The organism is Parapedobacter sp. ISTM3, assembly GCF_016533505.1.
Taxonomy (GTDB): domain Bacteria; phylum Bacteroidota; class Bacteroidia; order Sphingobacteriales; family Sphingobacteriaceae; genus Parapedobacter; species Parapedobacter luteus.
Window position 1 is genome coordinate 580608 of record NZ_JAENGN010000001.1, and the last position, 24466, is coordinate 605073.

The 24466-nt window shown below is 50.4% G+C and carries 16 protein-coding genes; all 16 read left to right on the forward strand.

Annotated features, from left to right (window positions below):
• Positions 1-27 precede the first annotated feature (27 nt).
• Positions 28-600, forward strand: a complete 573-nt coding sequence (locus tag JHJ32_RS02450; RefSeq protein ID WP_079715055.1) for a helix-turn-helix domain-containing protein — start codon at positions 28-30, stop codon at positions 598-600.
• A 110-nt stretch (positions 601-710) separates the two neighbouring features.
• A complete protein-coding gene (locus tag JHJ32_RS02455; protein ID WP_200119612.1) occupies positions 711-2075 on the forward strand; it encodes an aspartate aminotransferase family protein in 1365 nt (454 codons plus the stop codon).
• A gap of 139 nt (positions 2076-2214) precedes the next feature.
• The gene (locus JHJ32_RS02460) at positions 2215-5526 is read left to right on the forward strand and encodes a SusC/RagA family TonB-linked outer membrane protein (protein ID WP_200119614.1); all 3312 of its coding nucleotides are present in this window, start codon (positions 2215-2217) and stop codon (positions 5524-5526) included.
• Between the two features lie 28 nt (positions 5527-5554).
• On the forward strand, positions 5555-7018 hold the full coding sequence (locus JHJ32_RS02465) for a SusD/RagB family nutrient-binding outer membrane lipoprotein (protein ID WP_200119616.1): 1464 nt from the start codon (positions 5555-5557) through the stop codon (positions 7016-7018).
• Positions 7019-7038: 20 nt separating this feature from the next.
• Positions 7039-8943 carry a metallophosphoesterase gene (locus JHJ32_RS02470; protein WP_200119618.1) on the forward strand — a complete coding sequence of 635 codons (1905 nt, stop codon included), beginning with the start codon at positions 7039-7041 and terminating at the stop codon, positions 8941-8943.
• The gene (locus JHJ32_RS02475; protein WP_200119620.1) at positions 8940-10316 is read left to right on the forward strand and encodes an aspartate aminotransferase family protein; all 1377 of its coding nucleotides are present in this window, start codon (positions 8940-8942) and stop codon (positions 10314-10316) included. The genes JHJ32_RS02470 and JHJ32_RS02475 overlap by 4 nt, the downstream gene beginning before the upstream one ends.
• Before the next feature lie 24 nt (positions 10317-10340).
• Complete coding sequence (locus JHJ32_RS02480; protein WP_079715061.1) at positions 10341-11027, forward strand: HAD-IA family hydrolase; 687 nt, start codon at positions 10341-10343, stop codon at positions 11025-11027.
• Between the two features lie 7 nt (positions 11028-11034).
• Positions 11035-12360, forward strand: a complete 1326-nt coding sequence (locus JHJ32_RS02485) for a DUF5690 family protein (RefSeq protein WP_200119622.1) — start codon at positions 11035-11037, stop codon at positions 12358-12360.
• Entirely contained in the window at positions 12357-13490 is a 1134-nt protein-coding gene (locus JHJ32_RS02490; protein ID WP_200119624.1) for a TIGR03364 family FAD-dependent oxidoreductase, read from the forward strand. Before JHJ32_RS02485 ends, JHJ32_RS02490 begins: the two co-directional genes overlap by 4 nt.
• Before the next feature lie 37 nt (positions 13491-13527).
• Positions 13528-15966 (forward strand): phosphocholine-specific phospholipase C, encoded by a 2439-nt coding sequence (locus JHJ32_RS02495; RefSeq protein ID WP_200119630.1) that lies wholly within the window; start codon positions 13528-13530, stop codon positions 15964-15966.
• Between the two features lie 82 nt (positions 15967-16048).
• Positions 16049-16651: an RNA polymerase sigma factor gene (locus tag JHJ32_RS02500; RefSeq protein WP_176146055.1), complete on the forward strand. Its 603-nt coding sequence runs from the start codon at positions 16049-16051 to the stop codon at positions 16649-16651.
• Between the two features lie 114 nt (positions 16652-16765).
• A complete protein-coding gene (locus JHJ32_RS02505) occupies positions 16766-17833 on the forward strand; it encodes a FecR family protein (protein WP_200119632.1) in 1068 nt (355 codons plus the stop codon).
• Between the two features lie 35 nt (positions 17834-17868).
• The gene (locus tag JHJ32_RS02510) at positions 17869-20982 is read left to right on the forward strand and encodes a TonB-dependent receptor (RefSeq protein WP_079715067.1); all 3114 of its coding nucleotides are present in this window, start codon (positions 17869-17871) and stop codon (positions 20980-20982) included.
• Between the two features lie 17 nt (positions 20983-20999).
• Positions 21000-22565 (forward strand): RagB/SusD family nutrient uptake outer membrane protein, encoded by a 1566-nt coding sequence (locus JHJ32_RS02515; protein WP_200119634.1) that lies wholly within the window; start codon positions 21000-21002, stop codon positions 22563-22565.
• Between the two features lie 90 nt (positions 22566-22655).
• Positions 22656-23630: a phosphatidylinositol-specific phospholipase C gene (locus JHJ32_RS02520; RefSeq protein ID WP_233632435.1), complete on the forward strand. Its 975-nt coding sequence runs from the start codon at positions 22656-22658 to the stop codon at positions 23628-23630.
• Between the two features lie 166 nt (positions 23631-23796).
• Positions 23797-24411 carry a sigma-70 family RNA polymerase sigma factor gene (locus tag JHJ32_RS02525; protein ID WP_079715068.1) on the forward strand — a complete coding sequence of 205 codons (615 nt, stop codon included), beginning with the start codon at positions 23797-23799 and terminating at the stop codon, positions 24409-24411.
• Positions 24412-24466 lie beyond the last annotated feature (55 nt).

Below are 24466 nucleotides of genomic sequence, written 5' to 3' on the forward strand. Positions count from 1 at the left end.
GATATCTTTGCTTGTTATAACGGTCAGATGAAAGAAGACATTCTCATTCAAATCGGAAACCAAATCCGGGAGCGCAGAAGGAACAAGGGGATTACTGTGCAGGAGCTTGCGGAGCGGGCATCGGTAAGCAAAGGACTGATTTCTCAAATCGAAAATAGCCGTGCGGTCCCATCTTTGATGGTACTGATTGAAATTATCAGGGCGCTGGACATTGACTTGAATGTATTTTTCAAAGAAATCGATACCGAACAATCGACGAAGACCGTCTTGGTAAAACGAAGGGATGAATATGATTTCTTTGAGAAAGAACAAGCATCGGGCTTTCGGTACCACCGCATATTTACCCAAAACATCGATAAATCTACCGTAGATATTGTCTTGCTGGAATTGGAACCCAATGCCAGTCGTCCTATGGTGGAGACCGAAGCTTTTGAATACAAATATGTCCTGTCGGGTAAGATTGAATACCAGTTTGAGCAGGAAACGATTCTATTGGATGCCGGTGATTCCATGTTGTTTGACGGACGTATACCCCATACGCCAAAGAATATTGGACGAGATAAGGCGATTATGTTGGTCGTCTATTTCTTTGAAGACTAACGGCCACTTGCACTCCATCAATTTAATGATTATTTAATTTTCCGTACGAAATGCGTTAATAAACTTTGTTTAGTATTGCTTAACTTTTAGCGTAAAGCAGTGTTAGACAAATGACATCAGTAAACCCACATTCGCGAGCGGAAGGTGATGTAAACAATACCGAATTTCGGAAGTATTGGGACAACACGCATAACAACGAGACTGCATCAGTACTTTCCAGGGATGCAAAAGCGTTTTTGCACCAGTCGTTATCTACCCCTTGTTTGGACGTTTTGGCGTCCAGTGATGGGGCGTTGGTGACTAATCTTCAGGGTAAAACCTATATCGATTTCCATGGCAACAACGTGCACCAATTAGGTTATCATAATCCGTACGTTATCGAACGCGTAAAACGCCAATTGGACACCTTAGCATTCTGTCCGCGCCGATTTACGAACCTTCCAACGATCGAATTGGCTGAACGGCTATCCGCGCTTGCCGGCGGTCAATTGACACGCGTGCTTTTCGCGCCTGGTGGCACATCGGCTATCGGCATGGCATTGAAGTTGGCCCGTATTGCTACTGGCAACTACAAAACCATTTCCATGTACGATTCTTTTCATGGGGCGTCCATGGATAGCATTTCCGTAGGGGGGGAGTATATTTTTCACCAGGGGTTAGGGCCGTTGTTGGTGGGTAGTGTACATGTGCCACCCGTGGATCATTATCGGGGGATGTGGCATATGGCTGACCAACCGTCCGGAGACATGGCTTATGCCGATTATATCGAGTATGTTATCGAAAAGGAGGGCGATATCGGAGCAATATTGGCTGAAACTGTACGGAGTACAACCGTGCATGTGCCATCCGAAGGGTATTGGAAACGGATTAGGGAAATATGTGATAAACATCAGATCTTGCTCATTTTGGATGAAATTCCCACGGCCTTAGGGCGTACGGGAAACACATTTGTTTATGAACATTATGGTATTGTTCCAGATATCGTGGTGTTGGGGAAAGGTCTTGGGGCTGGCGTTGTACCTATGGCCGCTATCTTGTGTAAAGAATCGTTAAATGTGGCTGCCCACGTGTCCCTTGGGCATTTTACCCACGAGAAAAATCCATTGGGCGCAGCAGCGGCGCTGGCTGCGCTGGACTACATGGACGAATACCGCGTCTTGGAGCATGTTAATACGCTTTCAACGATTGTCAACCAACGTTTGAAGGCAATGAAAGCCTCGTATCGTGAAGTAGGCGATGTAAGGGGCATTGGATTACTGTGGGGAATAGAATTGGTGCAAGATAACGACAGCAAAACCCCACATCCGGTGTTAGCCGAACAGGTTTTATACCGCTGTCTGGAAAAAGGAATGAGCCTGAAAGTATCAGGAGGCAATGTGTTGTCGCTTTACCCACCACTGGTGATAGATGAGCAGCAATTGGGCGAAGCATTGGATGTGCTTGAAGAGGCCATTCAGGAAAGTATACAGTCATGATTGAAAGGAGGTACATGTCAGGCAGTCAGAAACCTCAGCACTAAACTATCGGAATTATGCAGCTAAATCGGGCCCAAATCGACCAAATCCAAACCCGGAATGCTGCAAAACTATAAGGTATAATTTATTTGCGCAATATATGAACATGCAACGAAAATTGCTCGAAAATTTATTGAAATATACCATCTGCCTCATGCTGATGGTCATCACGGTTGGCGTTGTCTACGCAGCCAACCACCAATCAATCGAAATAACAGGCAACGTGGTGGATCGGGAAGGCGCAGGCCTTGCCGGAGTAACCATCAATCTAAAAGGCACAAATCGGACAACGGTGACCGGTACAGACGGCAGCTATCGGATAGGCATTTCAAGTGATCGGGATGTTTTGGTATTCAGTGCTGTGGGATACCAAACGCAAGAGATTCCAGTCAACGCTCGTCAAACCATTGACGTGGTTATGGATGCCGATGTGCATGGGCTTGAAGAGGTGGTCGTGACGGCGTTGGGTATTTCCCGGCAATCCAAGTCACTCGGCTATGCCGCGCAGGAGGTAAAAGGCGACGAACTGACCCAGGTACGCACGAGCAACTTTGTGGATGGGCTGGCGGGAAAAGTCGCAGGAGTGACCATCGTAGGAAGCCCTTCTGGCATCGGGGGGTCTTCACGGATAACCATCAGGGGCGACAAGTCGCTTAATATCAACGCTAATCAACCGTTGTTTGTTATCGACGGAGTGCCGATCACCAATGACTTATTTGGATCTTCAGGAAGGAGCTTTCAAGAAACTGACTACGGCAATGGCGCTGGTTTGGTCAATCCGGACGACGTAGAGTCGGTCTCTGTGTTGAAGGGAGCCAACGCATCAGCGTTGTACGGCTCACGGGCCGCAAATGGTGTGGTACTCATCACCACTAAATCGGGGCGCGGTCAGCGCGGCATTGGCATCAGCGTAAACTCAAGTGTAACGTTTGACAACGCTTTGGTGTTACCTAAGTTTCAAAATCGCTACGGCCAGGGTATTAATGGCGAGTTTAGTTTTGAAGACGGTGCTGGAGCGGGCTTAAACGATGGGGTCGACGAAAGCTGGGGACCGCTACTGGATGGCCGGTTAATCAAACAATTTGACTCCCCGACATCAAATGGCTACCGCGGTGGAGACATTAACCTCGTGGATGACGGCCAAATAGGGAGCGCTGCGGATTTGGCAGCACGGGGTGAGATTACACCTACGCCATGGGTTGCTCGTCCGGACAATATCAAGAATTTCTATGAAACCGGGGCAACGTATATTAACAACGTTGCGTTATCGGGCTCCAATGAAAAGGGCGATTTCCGGTTTTCTTACACCAATTTTGATCAAACAGGCATCGTGCCCAATACCGATCTGCAACGCAATACCTTTTCGCTGAATGCCGGTTATAACTTGACTGACAAACTGGATGTGCGCGTGTCGGCCAACTACGTGAAAAGTAACAGCGATAATCGTCCAAACCTTACCTACGGTACGGAAAATATTAATTATTTGCTATATGGCTGGTTGGGACGCCAGGTAGACCTTGAACCGAAGAAGTCGATCTGGATGATAGGCAGGGAAGATATTGCGCAATTCAATTCCAATTACAACTACCATGACAATCCGTATTTCAACCTCGGCATCAATACCAACAGTTTGGACGACAATCGGCTTTATGGCAATGTGACGGTTAACTACCGGTTTAACGATTGGCTTAAAGCATTTGCCCGTATCGGTACCGACTATACGAATCAACTGCGCAACCGGCGTCGGGCATTCAGCACCCAACGGTTTCCGTTCGGGTCGTATCGTGAAGCGCGGATTGCCAACGAAGAGCGCAATATGGATTTCCTCCTGACGTTTTCAAAACCCCTCGGGTCGATAAATCTGGCTATCAATGCTGGGGGCAGCCAACGTGATGTCCGGGGCAACTCCATCGACGTAAGTGCGCCTCAGTTAATTATACCTGGCATATATTCCTTGGGTAACTCGCGTGTGGCATTGGTATCCGACCAATCCAACGTGCGGAAAAAAGTAAACAGTTTCTACGGTTCGGCGCAGATCGACTACAAGGATTTTCTCTTTCTGGAATTGACCGCTCGCAACGATTGGGCCAGCTCGCTCACCGTTCCAATGGGCGTGATGGCTGCGGCCACGTCTACCAACTCCTACTTTTATCCATCGGCTTCACTAAGCGTGGTGTTTAATGGGTTCGTCAACCTGCCCAGTTGGTGGTCATATGCTAAACTGCGTACCGGTTTCGCACAGGTGGGCAACGATACCGACCCTTACTCCTTTGCGCAACCCTACAATACGCTCGACCCTTTCGGTCCTTACCGGGCGTTTTCGGAGTCGGGCCGCCTTCCGAACTTCAATTTGAAGCCGGAGATTAGTGCGTCCTATGAGGTGGGTACCGAACTTCGCTTCTTCGACAGTCGGATCAACCTGGACTTTACATATTACACCATTACGACACGCAACCAAATCCTGACTAATGTGCCGCTTACGGAAGCGAGCGGTTACACCAGCATGGTGTTGAATGCTGGAGAAATACGCAACTGGGGCTATGAAGCCATGCTGAATACCGTACCGGTGCGGTCTGCAAGGGGGGGGCAGTGGGATTTGAATTTCAACTTTTCGGCCAACCGGAGCAAAGTCCTGGAGCTGGCCCCCGAGATGGGGATACGTAACTATCAAATGGCAGGGCGCTATGTATCTATTGAGGCCCGCGAGGGTGGACGTATGGGGGATATGTACGGATTGGGATACCGCCGGGTGGATGATCCCAACAGCCCCTACTATGGCGAAGTCATTTTTAATAGTGAAGGAAAGCCTTTGCCCACCCCCACCATTGTGAAACTCGGTAATTATAACCCCGACTGGTTGTTGGGGATACGCAATGGATTTACGTGGAACGGGATCAATTTAGGTGTTTTGTTTGACATCCGGTATGGTGGTGAGGTATATTCTCATACGCAAGTTATTGGTCGTGAGACCGGCTCAATCATTGAAACGTTAGAAGGACGCGCCGATGGCTACGACCTGAATGTGGCCGGCAACGGCGTGATCGGCAAGGGTGTTGTCCAACATGCAGACGGGTCGTATTCGCCTAATGAGGTGAAGCTGCCAGCCAGAGAGTGGCACACTTCGTACACCTTGGGAAGAAGTCTGTTGGAAGGCGCCATCTTCGATGCGTCTTACATTAAATTGCGGGAAATCAGTATGGGCTATACATTGCCTACGCGCCTCATGGGAAGGATGCCGTTTCGCGATGTACGCATATCGGTAATAGGTCGCAATTTAGCTGTGTGGTCCGATGTCCCCCACATCGATCCCGAAACATCGGCCATGAGCGGTGGTACGATCGTTCCAGGCGTGGAGGATATGGCTATGCCCTCTGCGAGGAGCTGGGGATTGAGTTTGAATTTCAGGTTATAATCACAAATGGCTCAAAAAATCAACGATCATGAGACGTAAAATCCTATTATTCGGCATCATGGCACTGCTTGTTTCAGTGTCATCATGCGATAAGAATTTCGAGGCGATAAACGAAAACCCCTATGCGATATTGAATGTGACGCCAGATCTGCTTCTCCCAACTGTTATCCGGGGGTCGGTAAACCGTGTGATGGACGATGGATGGTCCATTGGTAATATTGTCATCCAACAGACGGCCAAGATCCAGTTTGTCAATGAAGATCGGTACATATGGGGCGACCGGTCCGGCTTGTGGAGCAGCCTATACGGCGTATTACGAGATGTCAACAACCTTTATACCTTGAGTGATGCATCGGGTTTCAACAACTATAAGGGCGTGGCGCTAGTGATGAAGTCATGGATTTTCTCCGTACTGACCGACGCTTATGGCGATGTGCCTTATTCGGAGGCAATTCGGGGCAAGTCGGACGGGATTCTTACTCCAGTGTACGATCCGCAGGAGCAAATCTATGCTGGTATCTTGGCCGATCTGACCACGGCCAATGAATTGCTAGGATCCACAGAAGAAGCGATAAATGGAGACATTCTCTTCGGTGGCAATGTACAAGCTTGGAGAAAACTGGCCAACTCCCTACGCTTACGGTATTTGATGCGCATTTCCGGCAGGACGGATGTATCTACGGCGATGCGCAGCATTGTGGACAATCCCAGCCAATACCCGATTTTCGAAAATAATGCTGACAACGCCACATTAGAGTATCTCGCGGAGGCACCCAACCAATTTCCATTGCATACCACACGCGTTGGGTCCTTTGATGAATTTCGGTTGAGCAAGAATCTCGCAGATAAGCTCCTGGCATTTCAGGATCCGCGCATCTCCGTATTTGCACGGCACACGGCTGCAAGTGCAGGTACTTCCAATCCCATATATGTGGGTATTCCCAATGGGTTGAGCGACGTGGATGCCTTCAATTACAACGGTGGTGTGCAAAATGTATCACGGCTAGGAAGTTTGTATTTTGAAGATGCAATTACCGTCCGTGGAAGACGAGTGGCGAGGGGTTATATCATGGCTTATCCCGAGCTTCAATTCATTCTGGCAGAAGCCGCACAAAAAGGACTCATAACAGGCGCCGCCGCAGCCTATTATCGTGAGGGTGTCACTGCCGCGTTTGCGTATGTAGATACGCCTATGCCGACAGACTATTTGTCGCGCGGCGGCGTCGCTTTCCAACCGGATAGCGCGCTGGAACTCATTGGTACGCAAAAATGGATTGGCTTGTTTTTTACCGGGCTTGAAGCTTGGTTTGATTGGCGGCGAACCGGTTATCCGGAAGTGATCGCCGGCCCATCGAACCAAAATAACGACCGTGTACCGGTGCGTTATGCCTATCCATTGTCTGAACAGTCGCGCAACGCCGCAAACCGGGAAGCCGCAGTAAGCAGACAAGGGTCTGATGACATCAATACCAACGTTTGGTGGGACAATTGATTGCGAAGCACGACATAGCTATGGGAAAACCAACTTCAGAAAAGCGGGGCATTATGCTCATCGTCATCATGTCCTGCTATTTCTTACACCTGCATGCGCAGCAAAGCGATCACGTCGTAGGGGATTGGTGGTTTTGGCCCGACTATACGTTGGGCGAACGGGCAAAAAACCCGAAACAACACCAGTTGTTGTATCCAAGTGCCCGCTCCGCTACGGTGGCCTCGGAATCTCAATCCTACAGCTTTCTTGGCGCACGACCGACCGACAGGATTTCAGGAATTCTGCCGGTTGGATATTTCGCTAGACAAGCATTCACCCTGGAGTTGTGGATGGTCAATCACGTTAACCGCCCGATTGGCGCCGCGGTGTTGATGCGCAATCAGCAGTCACCTTTGGGACTGTCATGGCTGCTGGGATATCACCATGATCGGCTGGTCTTTTCGTTAGACCCCCAAAAGGCAGACGCCGCAACAGCGTCTGCCACTATTGGCTACACGATTGAAAGGCAGAGATGGAAAGGCCGTTGGTTGCATGTGGTGGGCGCGTATGATGGCGAGAAACTAAGCCTCTTCATCAATGGGGAGTTGGTAGAGGCGCGTGATGGAATGGTGCCTTTGCCCTCCGGTAGTGGCGATTTGGAAATCGCCGCTTATATGGAAAACGAACCGTACATGCAGCTAGGCGATTTGGTCAAAAATGTCCGGCTGCTTGACCGCGCGGTTGATGCGGACGAGGTGGCTGCACGATTCGACATATTGAAGAATATGGTAGAAAATGGCAAGCTATTGCCGGCGCAATTTCATTTTAATGCAGGCCCCTACCTAAATGCTGTTACAGCCGAAAGTATCCAGCTGGTATGGGAAACAGACCGGCCGGCACGGGCAATCATTCGTTACGGCGAGTCGTTGCCTTTGACGGATAGCCTTGTATTGTCCATGCAAGCAGGCGAACCCCACGGGGGCGGGGTGAGCAGCCACATCCGTAAAGTAAAACTGGATAACTTGAAAGCTGCAACGCCATATTTTTATGAGATTGAGGCTATAGATGCCGATGGTGATACCATCCGATCGGGTATCTGCACATATAGCACAGCCAAGCCTGCTGCAGCACCTTATGCTTTTGCGATAATCGGTGATACGGAGGGAAGGCCCCATATCAACAACCGGATAGCACATTTGGTGTGGGACGAGCGCCCGGACTTCGGTCTACATCTCGGTGACATCACCGATGGAGGCGACAGGGGTAATAAATATGAATGGAATTACGAATATTTCACCGGTATGGGGCAACTGGTGGAACGGCTTCCATTTTTTCCGGTATCCGGCAACGGTGAGGGTGACCTTTATTGGTACCTCCGGTATCACTCCTTGCCCGACACCCAAGCGTATTATTATTTTTCCTATGGTAATGCAGACTTTTTCATGTTGGATAGCAATCGGCCTGAAGAGTTTGCGCCTGGCGGCAAACAATACCAATGGCTTGAAGAAAAACTGAGCGCTTCCACAGCCCGGTGGAAATTTGTCGCACACCATCACGCGGTGTACTCGGCCGATGAAGATGACTACGGTAACTCATGGAAAGGTAAGGCTGCTTTGGGTGACGCCCAAATACAACGGATTGTGCCGCTATACGAAAAATATGGCGTGGACATGGTGTTTTATGGCCACCTACATACCTATCAGCGGACTTTCCCGCTGATAGGTAACCAAGTCGACAAGCAGGGGGTCATCTACATCCAAGCCGGCGGGGCGGGAGGCAACTTGGAAGACTTCACACCGACCCGTGCTTGGTACAATGCCAAAACTTATAGGGGGTACCATTATTGCACGATACACGTCACGGGGGGTGACCTGAACTTGAAAATGTATGATATCGATGGGCGATTGCGCGATTATCTTGATATTCATAAAGGGGAGATCCAATGAGCATACAGAATACTTCCGAATCCGTAGTATCACGCGAACAGGGTGATATCAACGGCAGCGACCTGCGGAAAGATTATGTGAGCGGGTTGGACGGCGATACCTTAAAGTGGATAACAGAAGATACAGACGTGTTTTTGCATCAAGCACTTTCCACCCCGGTGATGAATGTGCTGACAAAAACCGATGGCGAATACCTCTATGATTTACAGGGACAGCGTTACCTCGATCTGCATGGTAACGGTGTGCACAACGCCGGTTTTTCCAATGCACACGTCATCAACGCCGTTATCCGCCAATTGCAGGAGAAATTGGCTTTTACCCCCAGACGGTATACCAATATCCCGGCCATTCAACTGGCGAAAAAGCTGGTTGACATCTCACCCGAGGGGCTGTCGCGTGTCTTGTTCTGTCCCGGTGGTTCCGAAGCGATCGAAATGGCTGTCATGCTGGCAAAACAGGTGACCGGGCGGTGGAAGACCATTTCATACTGGGATTCCTATCATGGCAATGGTTTCCAGGCATCAAGCATTGGCGGGGAGGAACATTTCGCTACCGGAAATGGGCCCATGGTGCCGGGTGCGTTCCACATTGAATTTCCCAACTATTACCGTAACCCCTGGGGATTGCAGGATGAGGAAGCCATTGATGAGCAATATATCCGCCAACTGGAGCTGATCATCCAGCGTAACCCGGATATTGCTGCATTGGTCGCCGAGCCGATATGCGCCACACCCGTTGTGCCGTCGCGGTATTATTGGGAGCGGGTCAGAGCAATCTGCAACCAACATGATATCGTATTGATTTTTGACGAAATTATCGAAGGCTTGGGCCGGACGGGTAAGTGGTTTGCCTGCGAGCACTATATAACGCCCGATATACTGGTACTCGGCAAATCGCTCGGCGGCGACCTGCTTCCCTTTGCGGGCATCGTGGCGAGGGAGTCGTATAACGTCTTGCAGCACCGCTCCATCGGCCATTATACGCACGAAAAAAATCCGCTTTGTGCTACGGCCGGGCTTGCGGCTGTCCAATTCATCGAAAAAGAAGGTTTGGTGGAAAATGCAGCTGCCGTGGGTGCTTACCTCAAGGAACAATTGACGATGCTGAAAGCACGGTTTCCGGTGATTGGCCATATCGCGGGAAAAGGCCTGCACCTCGGCATTGACTTGGTGAGCAACCCGTTGACCAAGGAGCGTGCCGTTGCCTACGCGGAATGGGCGATGTACGAATGCCTCAAACGCGGTGTGGCGTTTAAAATCATTGAAGGAAACATCCTCACTATCCGCCCGGCGTTAACCATCAGCCAGTCCCAATGCGATGAATTGGTCAATGTATTGGCCGAAGTGTTTTCGATTCGCACAGACATCACATAACTTATACATAACAACTACAGCTAAATGGATATTGCATTAATTGTTTTTGACATCGCAGGAACTACCGTAAAAGACGACAACAAAGTAGGCGACGCCTTTCGGGCAACACTTCAGCATTTCGGGTATGATATTCCGCTTGAGCAGATCAATCCTTACATGGGCTACGAAAAAAATAAAGCTATCAAGGAGATCCTGAAAACCTACCAAAATGGAAATGTTACAATGGACGACGCACAAATTTCGGCTATCCACCGCTCTTTTGTAGGCCGGATGATCCGGTATTATGAGACATCCGAAGAAATAGAGGCACTGCCTAACGTGGAGGAGACCTTTGCAGTGCTTCGCCAACAGGGTGTGAAAATTGCCATCAATACAGGCTTCTCCCGTAACATAGCAGATGTCATTGTCGAAAAACTGGGCTGGTACGAACGCCAACTCATCGATTACCTCATTGCATCCGATGAAGTACTGCGGGGGCGGCCATATCCAGATATGATCCAGCAGTTGATGGCAAAGACCGGGATAACCGATCCCTTGCAGGTGGCTAAAGTAGGTGATACCGAGGTTGATATCAATGAAGGGAAAAACGCGGGCTGCCAATACGTTATCGGCGTCACGACGGGAGCATATACGCGCGAGGAACTTGAGAAATACGACCCTACACATATTATAGATGACATACGTGAGGTTGTAGGTATCATCGAAAAATGACATCGTTATGCGACGAGCTGCCCTCAGCCAATACCTAAGCCGGATGCCTTTCAGTTATATGACCGTCATTACGGCTTTGGCGGCTTTTGGATGTTATACCAGCATGTACGCCTTCCGTAAGGCTTTTACGGCAGGTACATTTGATGAGCTGTCCGTCTGGGGCATAGATTACAAGGTATGGTTGGTCATTGCACAGGTATTCGGCTATATGCTGAGTAAATTTTATGGAATTAAATTCATCGCCGAGCTGGGCCATCAAAAGCGGGGGTATAAAATTCTGTCATTGGTAGGCATTGCCTGGATAGCGCTAATGGGGTTTGCCGTAATTCCGGCTCCTTTTAATATCGTGTGCTTGTTTATCAACGGTTTACCCTTGGGAGTGATATGGGGGCTGGTGTTTTCATACCTTGAAGGACGCCGCACTACGGAGTTTCTCGGCGCGGTGATGAGCGTAAGCTTGGTATTTGCTTCAGGTTTTGTTAAGACGGTCGCGCGGACACTGATGGAACGGGTCCACGTGAGTGAGCACTGGATGCCGTTTTGCACCGGTTTACTTTTTGTTATTCCGTTGGTATGCTGCACGGTACTGCTGGAAGCTGTACCGCCGCCTGACGCGCGGGATAAGGCGTTGCGGACGGCAAGGGAACCAATGGGCGCACATGAACGGCAAGCTTTTCTCAAACGGTATTTGCCGGGTTTGTTGCTCACCATAGTTGCTTATCTGTTATTTACCATCATCCGCGACGTGCGGGATAACTTTGAGGTAGAAATCTGGGCCGATATCGGTGTGACTGGCGCAGCCATTTATGCGCAGACGGATTCAGCAATCGCTTTCATGGTGCTCGTGATGATGGCGTTGCTTATTTTTGTTAAAGACAACTTACAGGCTTTTACATTGATTCACCTGATGATCATCCTGGGCTGTGTACTTGCAGGGGTATCGACCTGGTTATTCCAGCAAGGGCAGCTGGGCGGTATCGCCTGGATGAGCATCGCAGGGCTGGGACTATATATGGTCTATATCCCTTATAATGCCATTTTTTTCGAGCGGCTCTTGGCGAGTTTCCAACATCGCGGCAATATCGGTTTTGTGATGTATTTGGCCGATGCCATTGGCTACTTAGGCAGTGTGGCTGTGTTGGTCGTGCGCGAATGGGGTTTTGTTCATTTAAGCTGGGGAACGTTTTTCCAGCAGGCGGTGCTGATAGCGGCCATATTAGGTGGAATTTGCGTATCCTTGTCATTATTGTATTTTCGGCTGAAGCGAGCTCACCAGCTTAATAAACAACGGCAAGCATCGATAGACGGAACAATGACTTATTCAGGAATATGAACATCAAAAATAATAAAACAGCGACTGTCATCGGAGCCGGCATCGTCGGACTGGCCACAGCGCGGACACTGATTCAGCAAGGTTACTCAGTAACCGTGTACGAGCGGCATCCAAAGGCGACAGGTGCCTCGGTGCGCAACTTCGGAATGGTCTGGCCAGTCGGCCAGCCGGAAGGTATCGCCTACGAGTGTGCCATTCGCTCGCGCGACGTATGGAAAGCAATCGGTACGGCCGCAAAAATGTGGCACGAACAGGTCGGTTCCTTGCATGTGGCCTATCACCCGCTGGAACTGGCGGTACTCGAACAGTACGCTGCACAATATGGACACACGCGCGATTGCGCGATGCTTACACCCGACCAAGTGCTGTCAAAATCGCCTGCTGTCAATCCCGCAGGTTTGCTTGGCGGGCTTTGGAGTGCGGATGAAGTGATTGTAGATCCGCGTGAAGCCAGCGCTAAGGTGGCTGGCTATCTTGAAGAACAGCACGGCGTCACATTCAGATGGAACACCAACATCAGCCGGATCAACGGTACGACCGTATGGACCGGCGATGGCACATCTCACGAGGCTGATCTGGTGGCCGTATGCAGCGGTGCTGATTTCGAGACCTTGTACCCCGAGCTTTATGCGGCTTCCCCCATCACCAAATGCAAGCTGCAGATGATGCGCCTCGTTGCCCAATCCGGCGCCTGGCGTATTGGCCCCGCCCTCTGTGGTGGGCTTTCCCTGCTTCATTACGGCTCCTTCCTGGCGACCCCCGCCAGTGCAGCGCTTCGGCAATGGGTCGAACAGGAGATGGCGGAATACCTGCGGTGGGGCATTCATGTGATGGCCTCCCAGCAGGGCAGCGGCGAGCTGACAATTGGCGACTCTCATGAGTACGGGCTGGCACCCGATCCCTTCGACAGGCAGTTCATTAATGACATGGTGATGGACTACCTGAAAACATTTACCCGTTTTAAGGACTACCGGCTCACACAGTCGTGGAACGGCGTGTATGCCAAAATGACCAATGGCAGTAATCACCTGCTGGCCCAGCCCGAAGAAGGCGTGTTTGTGCTAAACGCGCTGGGTGGTGCGGGGATGACGCTGTCCTTCGGACTGTCGGAACATGTTTTTGGCTCATAAATACGCTATACGCAACTCATAACACCGTAAAACAACCATGGAATCCAGAAGAACATTTCTAAAAAAAGCTTCCCTGCTTGCAGGAGCAGCGGCGGTGGCCGACGTGCTGCCGCCGTCTATCCAGCGGGCGCTGGCCATCGACGCGGCTGAGGGCAGTACGTATTTGGACGCTGAACATATTGTCTTCCTGATGCAGGAAAATCGATCGTTCGATCACTGTTACGGCACGCTGCGCGGGGTTCGTGGGTTCAATGATCCCAGGGCTATCTCGCTTCCCAATGGCTTGCCTGTATGGGTGCAGGCCAATGCGAATGGTGAGTGTTATACGCCTTTCCGTTTGGATATCCAAAACACCAAAGCTACCTGGATGGGCTCATTGCCCCATGGCTGGCGGGATATGGTACATGCCCGCAATAACGGCAAGATGGACACCTGGTTGGAAGCCAAGAAGGCCGGAAATCCGGAATACCAACATATGCCATTGACCATGGGCTACTATGACAGGGAGGATATTCCATTTTATTATGCGTTTGCAGATGCGTTCACGGTATGCGACCAGCACTTCTGTTCATCACTTACTGGTACCAGTGCCAATCGGTCGTATTTCTGGGCCGGGACCGTCCGTGAAGAACCCCGCAATGGCAACTCGATAGCCCATGTCGACAACGGGCAAATCAATTATAAAGACGTCACCTGGAAAACGTACCCCGAGCGGTTGCAGGAAGCGGGCATTTCCTGGAAGGTGTACCAAAACGAACTTAGCTTGCCTGTAGGTTTCGATGGTGAGGAGGAAGATTGGCTGGCCAACTTTACGGATAATAACTTGGAATTCCATCAGCAATATCACGTGCGCTTCCATTCAGCCCACCGGGCATACATGGAAAAACGTGCCGAACAACTCAGAAGCGAGATAGCTGCGCTTGAGCCGGACACGGAGGCGTTGGCCGATAAGCAAAAGGAACTGACCCGGCTGCAAGCGGACTTGGAACGGTATAGCACCGTTAATTTTGATGCATTGCCTGAACGGGACCGCGAAATCCATCGACGGGCTTTCGTCACCAATACGGCTGATCCGGACTATGGAAAGCTGGAGACTATCCAGTACACCGATGAGGAAGGTGAGAAGGTGGTACGGGTGCCAAAGGGCGATATCTTCTACCAGTTCCGGAAAGATGTGATGGATGGCGTGTTACCCACCGTTTCATGGCTCGTGGCTCCATGCAACTTTTCTGATCATCCTGGAGCCCCATGGTATGGTGCATGGTACGTGTCAGAAGCGTTAGATATCCTCACCCAGCATCCGGAGGTATGGAAAAAGACCATCTTCATACTCACATACGACGAGAATGATGGCTATTTTGATCACATTCCGCCCTTTGTACCTCCGCTTACCGGGCGGTCCGATCAGGGGGCAGTAGCGCGTGGAGTCGACACGTCGGATGAATATGTGACTGCCGAGCAGGAAAAAATACGTACAGGCAATCCCGAGGCTACATTGGAAAGTCCTATCGGCCTTGGTTTTCGGGTGCCAATGGTGGTAGCTTCTCCGTGGACCAAAGGGGGCTGGGTTAATTCGGAAGTATTTGATCATACGTCTACCTTGCAATTTTTGGAGCATTTTCTCGAAAAAAAGACCGGAAAGCGAATTCATGAGCATAACATCAGCGCTTGGCGAAGGTTGGTCTGCGGCGACCTGACGTCCGTATTCCGCCCAGCCGGCACCGCCGGCAAGCCGGAGTTGGAAGCTTTGGGACGTGATGCCTACGTGGAGCGTATCTATTCGGCTAAAACCAAAGGATTACCGGGAAACTACCGCCTCTATGATCCTGCGGTGCCGCTATTGCCCCGCCAGGAGACGGGTACTAAGCCTGCTTGTGCCATCCCTTATCAACTCGCCGTTACTGCCGGCCTGGATAACGAACGTGCAAGCCTGGCCATGCAATTCGCTGCAACGGGCGATTTGCCAAAGACCAAAGTCATCGGCGTACCATTCCGTGTTCAGGCCATTGTGCCTTATATGGCGGACATGCCCGGGCGCACATGGGATTTCGCGGTGCGTGAGGACGAACCGTTGAGTTTTCATTGGCCGTTGCAGCATTTCGCGGGGGGTAAATATCATGTGCATGTGCATGGCCCTAACGGTTTCTTTCGGGAGTTTAAGGGTGGTATGGACGATCCGCCGCTGCAAGTCAAGGTCATTCCAGACACCAAAAGCGGCAGACTGAAAATAACGTGCACCGCCGATGAAGAGCTTCAGGTAACGGTGAAAGACCTGTCATACAGCAGACTGGAAAAGAGCTTCCAAGCGGGCACTGGCGAGCTCTTTTGGCCGGAACTGGCCGATTCAGGCGGTTGGTATGATTTATCGGTGCAAGTAGCAGGCTATCCCAATTATACGCAGCGCTTCGCCGGCCACGTAGAAACGGGAAAACCCAGCATAACCGATCCTCTGATGGGCGGGCAGGTACAGATATAACAATTTGATAATATCGGTGACTGAACACGGGTAGTTTTTTTGAATAATTTTGATGCCGAAAAGTACCTAAGGCATAAAAAGGGTGAAAACGAAAAGCACGCTCACCGAATTGGAAGAAGTGGCCGAGCTGGCCAATGGCAATATCGGTGCCTTCAACCAACTGTATGAGCGGTATCACCAACGCGTCTACGCCAACATCCTGAAAATGGTTAAGGCCCCTGAATATGCCGAAGAAATTCTTCAGGATGTTTTTGTTTCGCTTTGGCAAAACCGATTCAACATACGTACCGGCGAATCCATAGGGGGATGGTTATTTGTCGTCAGCTTCAATAAGTCGCTTACCTTCTTGAAGCGCCGCCTAAAAGATTCCATCGAATTCGTGGCGACCTATCCTTTTGAAATCGCTGAGCAGGACGATACGGCGGTCGACGAAACCTATCGCTTGCAGATAGCTATTTTGGAGGAAGCCATCGACGAATTGCCGAAGCGAAAACGGGAAGTTTTCAGGCTTTGCCGGTATGAAGGCAAATCCAAGGAAGCCGTGGCCGAGCAACTGGGCATTTCACCCAAATCTGTTAAGGACTACCTCAAGCAATCCAATAAAGCCATTAAGGCTTATGTTTCCATGCGCTACCCCTATGCTGGTGAGACGACCTTGCTGTTGACATGGTTGGGTATGTGGTAATACGGGCGCTGCATAGCCGTCATTCCGCCTCCATATTTATTTGCAATTAATTGATGATTTCTTAATACGGCGAACATCCCCTTTGGGCGGTCCGCCGTGTATTTATTGGTGTATATGGACAGTATTCGCAAAGCTATCGCAGCCTTTTGGAATGGAACGGCTACAAAAAACGAACAACAGCAGCTGTTGTCGGATTTGATAACCCGCCACAAGGAATGGCGATCAGCATTAGCTGAGGAGTTTGACGATGCGGCAAATCATGCGGAAGCTCCATTAGGCGAACAGAAATCGGCAGAATTGCTGCAACATATCCATGCCCGGCTTGACGTGCGCCGGGAACCTGTACACATCCGGTGGTGGAAAACCAAGTGGGCAGTGGCAGCGATGGCCATCTTGTCGTGTGCCGTCTCTTGGTACTTGTTGGATGTCACCGGGCAGGTGAAGGAAAGTACGCCTGGCTATGCCGAAGCCGTTACGCGCCAGGTATCAAATCCGGGATCGGACACCTTGCATTTTAAGATGCCGGATGGTTCCAGTATCTCCCTGTCGCCAAGCAGCACCGTATCGTATACTGATGACTACGGCCTGACGGCGCGTGCGTTGACATTGGAAGGTGAGGCCAAATTTACGGTCGTGCGCGATACGGCACTGCCCTTTGTCGTATCAGCAAACGGCTACACTACAACAGCGCTGGGCACCGCATTTGTCATCGATACTCGGCAGACGGGTAAGACGCTGGTGCGGCTTCTTACCGGCAAAGTGGTGGTGCGTTCCACCAAGGCAAGCTTAGTTGCGATGGAAGATACATTTCTCTTGCCGGGGGATGAAGTCCAAATTAATGGTATCGAAGGCGCAGTAGCGGTAAAACGTAAACCCAAAGCAGCGCAAGCGCCGAAGAGCCCCATCAAAGCGCTGCGGCCCGCAGTCCCTTTGGATACCACCGGAGCGCTGCAATTTGAGCAGACGCCGCTGGCCGCGGTATTTGATCACGTGGCGGCCCGAATGAAAACCACCATTGTCGTGACGAAAACCGACCTGAAGGGGCTCTCCTTTACCGGTAGTTTTGAACTTACCGACTCGTTGGAGGTGATGTTGTCTGTTATCTGCCAAATGAACGATTTGGTTCACGAATATCAGGATGGTCAGGTTATTATTCGAAAAAAGCAGACCGGAACCCAATAAAAACTTGTATGACATGCATTTTTAATAAATAGAATATGAAACAAAACAGACTAATTTTAAACGTTCGGTGGTGGGTGACGATATTGGCGCTATTCGCCACCATATCGGCCAGCGCCCAAAACGGAGGACAGGTTCGAGGAACAGTTATGGACAATAGCGGTATGCCGCTAAGTGGGGTCACCGTCGCAGCGCTCGGTGCTGACGGTACACAGGCTGCTACCACAGCCACGAACACTGATGGCATGTTTGTGTTGCAGGGGCTGCAGACTGGCGCCAACTACACCATCCGCTTCAGCTTGATTGGTTATGAAGTGCATGAGATGGCTGATTTTACAGTGCGGCCGGGCGACAACAACTCTATCCTGGTGCGGATGGCCGAACAGACATCGGCGTTGGATGAAGTCGTGGTGATCGGCTATGGCGAACGGCAACGGGAAGACTTGACCACCGCTATTGCGTCGTTGCCCAATGTGGCGACCAACGTAGCACGGCCATTGACCAACGTCTCTGATATCCTGCAAGGAAACATTGCCGGTGTAACCGTGGTATCCGGGGGAGGCGATCCGTCATCTTCACCGCGGGTGCTGATACGGGGCATGGGTACGTTAGGGAGCGAACAGCCGCTGTACGTCGTTGATGGAGTGCCTTATTATGGCGGCCCCATCAATCCCAATGATATTGAGCGCGTAGACGTCATGAAAGACGCAGCCTCTGCGGCTATCTATGGTGCGCAAGCGGCGTCCGGCGTCATCGTAATCACCACCAAGAGCGGCAAAATTGGTAAGCCTCGGTTTGCGGTAGATCTTTACCAGGGTTGGCATCAGGCCAGTAACCTGCCTTCCGCCCTCAATGCGGCGCAATATGCGCAGGCTTATATCGATGCTTCTGCCCATGCGGGCGTTGTTCCGGCAGACGGTCACAACGCCGAACTGAACCCATGGGGGCAGGTAACCCGCACCAACTGGATGGATGAGATCTTTCAGACCGGGTCAATCACCAACCTGAATTTACAGGTTTCCGGAGGCACCGAGCATGCTCGGTATTCATCGTCGTTTGGCTACCATGACAAGGACGGTTTGCTGATCAATACGAACTACAAGCGCTTTGCCTACCGATTGAAGTCCGAATTTGATCTATCCGACCGCATCACGGTAGGCCAGAACTTCTATGTCAATCAGATGCAATCGCGGGGTATCAATACCTCCAGCAGCTATAGCGGAGCTATCATCAATGCCATCTACATGAACCCTGCGGCTCCTATATATGACGAAAATGGGCGGTTCCACGGTACCGTTCCCTTTGATTTAGCGCAATTTTCGGCGGCATATGGCGATACGTACAATCCAGTGGCATTGCTAAAAAGGCCCAACATCTCCAATCCGGCGTTGAATTTAAATGGAAACGTGTTTGGAAAACTTGAGATTATCGATGGATTGACCTTCAAATCCAATTTTGCCATTGATTTGAATCGTTATTCGTATAAACGGTTTGACCCCATCGCTCCCGAAATCGGAAGACCGAGTTCGGAGAATTACTTGAATCAAACCGAATCCCGGACCAACCGGTGGATATGGGATCAACAGTTAAGTTATAACAAGCGGTTTGGCCGCCATGGTCTGGATGTGCTTGCTGTCTATTCGGCGCAGAAAACCGCCTACGAATCCTTTAGCGTAGAAGCCCGGGGTTTTGAACGTGAGGACGACTGGTACCAGTATATTGGTAATGCGGGCTCAACGCCAAACTTACCAACAAGTGGTGTATACGAAGATGCCCTGACGTCCGCGATTGGGCGGGTCAGTTATGATTTTGATGACCGCTATTTTGTCAGCGCCAGCATCAGGCAAGACCGTACATCAAGACTGGCAAAGGAAAACCAATCCGATGTCTTCCCAGCAGTATCTGGCGCGTGGAAAATATCCTCGGAACCCTTTTTTAACCTTCCAGCAGTGGATCTGCTGAAAGTGCGTGCGTCTTGGGGGCAAATCGGCAATATTCAGTCGGTTGGTTACTACGCTTATAACATACCGCTGTCTACGGGTACCGTCACGCCTATCGGAAGTTCAGGACAATTGGTGCGGCATTTTGCATTGACGCAACAGTCAAACCCTAATTTAATGTGGGAAACATCAGAAACATTTGACATCGGCTTGGATATCACCTTATTCAACCGGTTAAATATCACCGCAGATTATTATACTAAGAAGACCTTAGGACTGATTCAGACTAACGATGCTGATCCGCACGTCGGTGTCAATCAGGGTCCTACGATGAATGTTGGCGATGTGTCGAATCGCGGATTTGAATTTACCGCTGGTTACGAAGGCCAATTCGGCCATTGGAAGTTGGCGGCTACGGGTAATGTGCAGGTCAATCGCAATGAGCTCCTGAACCTTAACAGTTATTCCAATGACTTTATCCAGCATGGTGATAATGTGCGTAGCGTATTGCTTCCCTATCGTTCCGAGCCGGGTCAGCCGTTATACTCTTATTACCTGATTCAATCGGCAGGTATTTTTAATTCTGAAGAAGAGATACAGAATCACCGGCAAGGCGATAGGCTGATACAACCCAACGCCCGCCCAGGCGATCTGAAATTTGTGGATCAAAATGGTGATGGACAAATCAATGATGAGGATCGCGTGTTTATGGGTAGCGCCATTCCAGACTTCACCTACGGCTTTTCGTTGCAGCTCGAATATAAAAATTTCGATCTCAGTATGTTGACCTACGGCGTTGCGGGGGTTAAGCTGTTCAACGGCTACAAATACACCGCATACAATGCGGGGCTGCAAGGGTATAACCTGGATAGCCGTGTGTTGAATGCCTGGCGCCCGGACAATACGGGTTCAACCATTCCGGTGCTTTCCCGTCAAGATCCGAATGCCAACTTCGGCACGGCCTCAGACTGGTATCTGGAAAGCGGTGATTACTTCCGGATAAAAAATATCGCATTGGGCTATACCTTGCCCGGCCGGCTCTTGTCAAGAATTGGTTCCCAGCTAAGGTCTCGGATCTATGTTTCTGCCGAAAATCCATGGACCATCACTTCCTATTCCGGAATTGACCCTGAAGTGGGTTCAGTGGGTTTGGATGTGGGTAATTACCCCTTGCCAAAAACGTATACGATAGGTTTAAGTGTAAATTTCTAAAAGTGTAAATGAAGATCATGAAAAAGATAATCATCAATAAGGTAATAGGTGCCGCGCTTATCGTACTTGCCGCACAGGCTTGCTCCGAAAGCTTCACGGACTTGACACCTAAGGGGAGCGTGACATCCGGCAACTATTGGAGTACGGAGTCCGATGCGGTTTCTGCAGCCAACGGTTTGTACGAGCACTGGCGCGACGATAACATGTTCGGCCGGGGGCTATTTTGGTTCGTCAATGCGTCCGACGATATGGTCACAGGGCGTACGGATGCTGGTTCGGCTGCCGCGCGTGACTTTGTCGCGACAGGCAATGAAAGCCGCATTAACAGCATGTACAAGAAATTTTACCAGATTATCCAGCGTGCCAATAGCATTTTGGTGAATGTGCCGGATATGACGATCAACGAAGAGGTGAAGCGCCGGGTGTTAGGAGAAGCCTATTTCATGCGGGCCTACGCTTATTTTTACCTGACCCAATATTACGGTGATCACCGCGCGGGCTTGCCCATTGTCACCGAGGCGAATATGAATGAAGCACGGTTTACCCGGCCAGCCCATGTCAGCGAAAATTACCAGCAGATGGAGCAGGATCTGCTTACAGCAGCCGAATTGCTTCCCTTGGTCACCGCTTATGGTGCTAATGATCTTGGGCGTGCACATCGGGATGCAGCCTATGCTTATTTGGCCAAGATGTACCTGCACTGGGCACGCTACGATGCCAGCAAGTGGGCTGAAGTGGTACGGTATTGCGATATGGTGACCAGTTCGGGCTCGGGGCGTGCCCTCATCAACACCGGCAATCCACAGGAAGATTTCGCCAGCGTATTTTACGTGGAAAATAATTTCTCTCCTGAGTATATTTTCTCCGTCGTATCCAACAATGTACGTGGATGCATCCTGCCTGCTGTGTTGTTTGAAAACACCGGCTATGGCCTGTATAACGGCTGGGGGTATTTCCACCCTACGCTCGAGTTGTACAACCACTTTGAGGAAGGCGATTACCGCAAGAAGGCGACCATCTTGGAGTTTGGCGATACCTTTACCCTATTCGGGGAAGAGCGGCAATACTATTCGTCCAATTCGTGGACGGGATTCCAGTTCAACAAATACATGCAGCCTTTCCGGTTCCCGCAGGAGGTCCACCTCAATCCGAATGGGGATTACCCCACGTCTAACCTGAACGTGCCCTTGGTGCGGTATGCCGATATCCTGCTGATGAAGGCGGAGGCGTTGATTATGCAGAACCAGAATGCCGATGCGCCGATTAACCAAATCCGGAACCGCGCCGGACTCCCATCGATTACCGGAGCTACCTTGGCCGACCTGAAGCGCGAACGGCGCTCGGAGTTCGCCGCGGAATACACCGACCGTCACGTCGATTTGGTGCGTTGGGGTGACGCACAGGAGGCGTATAGCAAGCCAGCCACCGGCAGGCAACATGCGAATAGGGACAACCCCAATTCGCCATACACCGTTACGGAAGTGTGGCCGGCCCGCAATTTCAATCCGGCTATCCATCATGTGTGGCCGATCCCGCCGGCAGATATCACCAACTCCGGAATTAGCCAGAACGAAGGGTGGTAAAATTGTTCAGAGCCATGTTCCCGATTAAGGAGCATGGCTTTTTCATTTCGGTTTGTACGTTTTATCTATTGTCCACTAATTTATATCGCTATGAAACGTTTTTCAAATCTTGTTGTCTGTTACCTCGTTCTTTTGGTCGCATCATCCTGCCAAAAGGGGGGCACTCCAGCTGAACAACTTGCTGCCGAATCGTTGGCAGCCGGCCTAAGTGACGCGTTGCTACTGTCCTACAGCTCGTCCAATTGGATGGGTGCATTGCCTGATCAATCGATGCTCCATCACCTCAGTATTCCCGGAACACACGATAGTGGAGCACGGCATGAGCCGTTTCCGGGCACGGCCAAAACGCAGAACCTGAGTATCGGCGATCAGCTTAATGCCGGTGTCCGTTTCCTGGATATTCGATGCCGTCATTTTAATGATGCCTTTACTATCCACCATGGAGCCGTCTACCAGCACCTTAATTTTGACGATGTGATCAACGCTTGTAAGTCTTTTTTGGCGGCCCATCCGTCTGAAACGATTGTCATGAGTGTCAAGCCTGAGCATACTGCTGAAAATAATACGACCACATTTGAGGAACGGTTTCTTGCCTATGTAGCTCAAGACCCGGCGTTGTGGTACTTGGAAGATGAGATTCCATCGTTGGGCGACAGCCGTGGAAAGATTGTACTGTTCCGTCGATTCGGATATAGCGGAGCACTTGGAATAGCAGCTACCCCAGGCTGGGCAGACAACGCCACGTTTACCATCAATCGGCCAGGTTACCAGTTGGAAATACAGGATGAGTATCAAACAACCCCTCAAAACAAATGGTCGCGGGTCTCTCAGTTTCTTGAGACCACAAAGTCGACCGGTTATCCGGCGAATAAAGTGCTTTATGTCAACTTCAGTAGCGGCTATCGCAGTATTTTAGGAATTCCCAACATTACTTCGGTGTCCAACTACGTCAACCCAAGGTTAAACGATTACTTAAACGCACAATCAACTGCTAAGTTCGGAATTATCGTGGCGGATTTCATCAATGAAGATCTTTCCAAGGCGATATATGAAACCAATTTTTAACCAATAAAGCCGCATGGCTTATCGGCATCAGGGGGATACAACCAGTGCTCTCCCTGGTGCCGATTAAATAAGCAATCACTTTATCGTTCACCGTTGTTCCCCCTCACGGTATCAAGATTTTCAAAGGTAATATTGAGGTAACATCACGGCCTTATTTTTGCACGGGATGAAACAGGTTTATTCCATGCATAAGGCGACACCGGGCATACCACCTGATGCTTATCTGCTTGCTGAGCTCGCAAGGGACAATCCTGTAGCCTTGGAATCGTTGATGGTGCGGTACGAAGCGCGCATCTACCAGTTTGTGCTGAAGTTGCTCAAATCAGCTGAATTGGCCGAAGAGATTACCCAAGATGTCTTTATCAAGCTTTGGGAGTCCAGGGCGATGCTTGGAGAAATCGATTCGATAGCGGCGTGGATGTACACCATCGGTCGTAACAGGGCATTGAATAGCCTCAAGGAAATTGCGGCAAGGCATCTTCGGGAAGAACAATTTGCGGCATTGGCTACACTGGAAGCCGACGGTGAACACGATATTTTGTGGAAAGACTACCAAGGGCTACTCGCTTCCTTCATTGAACAGTTGCCTCCCAGGCGGCGGGAAATCCTGAAGTTGAAAATAGAGCAGGGACTTACTACCGAAGAAATAAGCAAAAGCCTCAATATCTCCCCACATACCGTAAAGCATCAGCTCGGCAAGTCATACCTCACCCTACGCCGGTGGGTGGATGAATTTGTCTTCTTCCTGTTGCTTGGCGTATTGCTGCATCCTGTTTCGTAACGATTACTTCATATAAACTTAATGTAATCCGATAGCCCGTTCGGGGGGTTGGCGT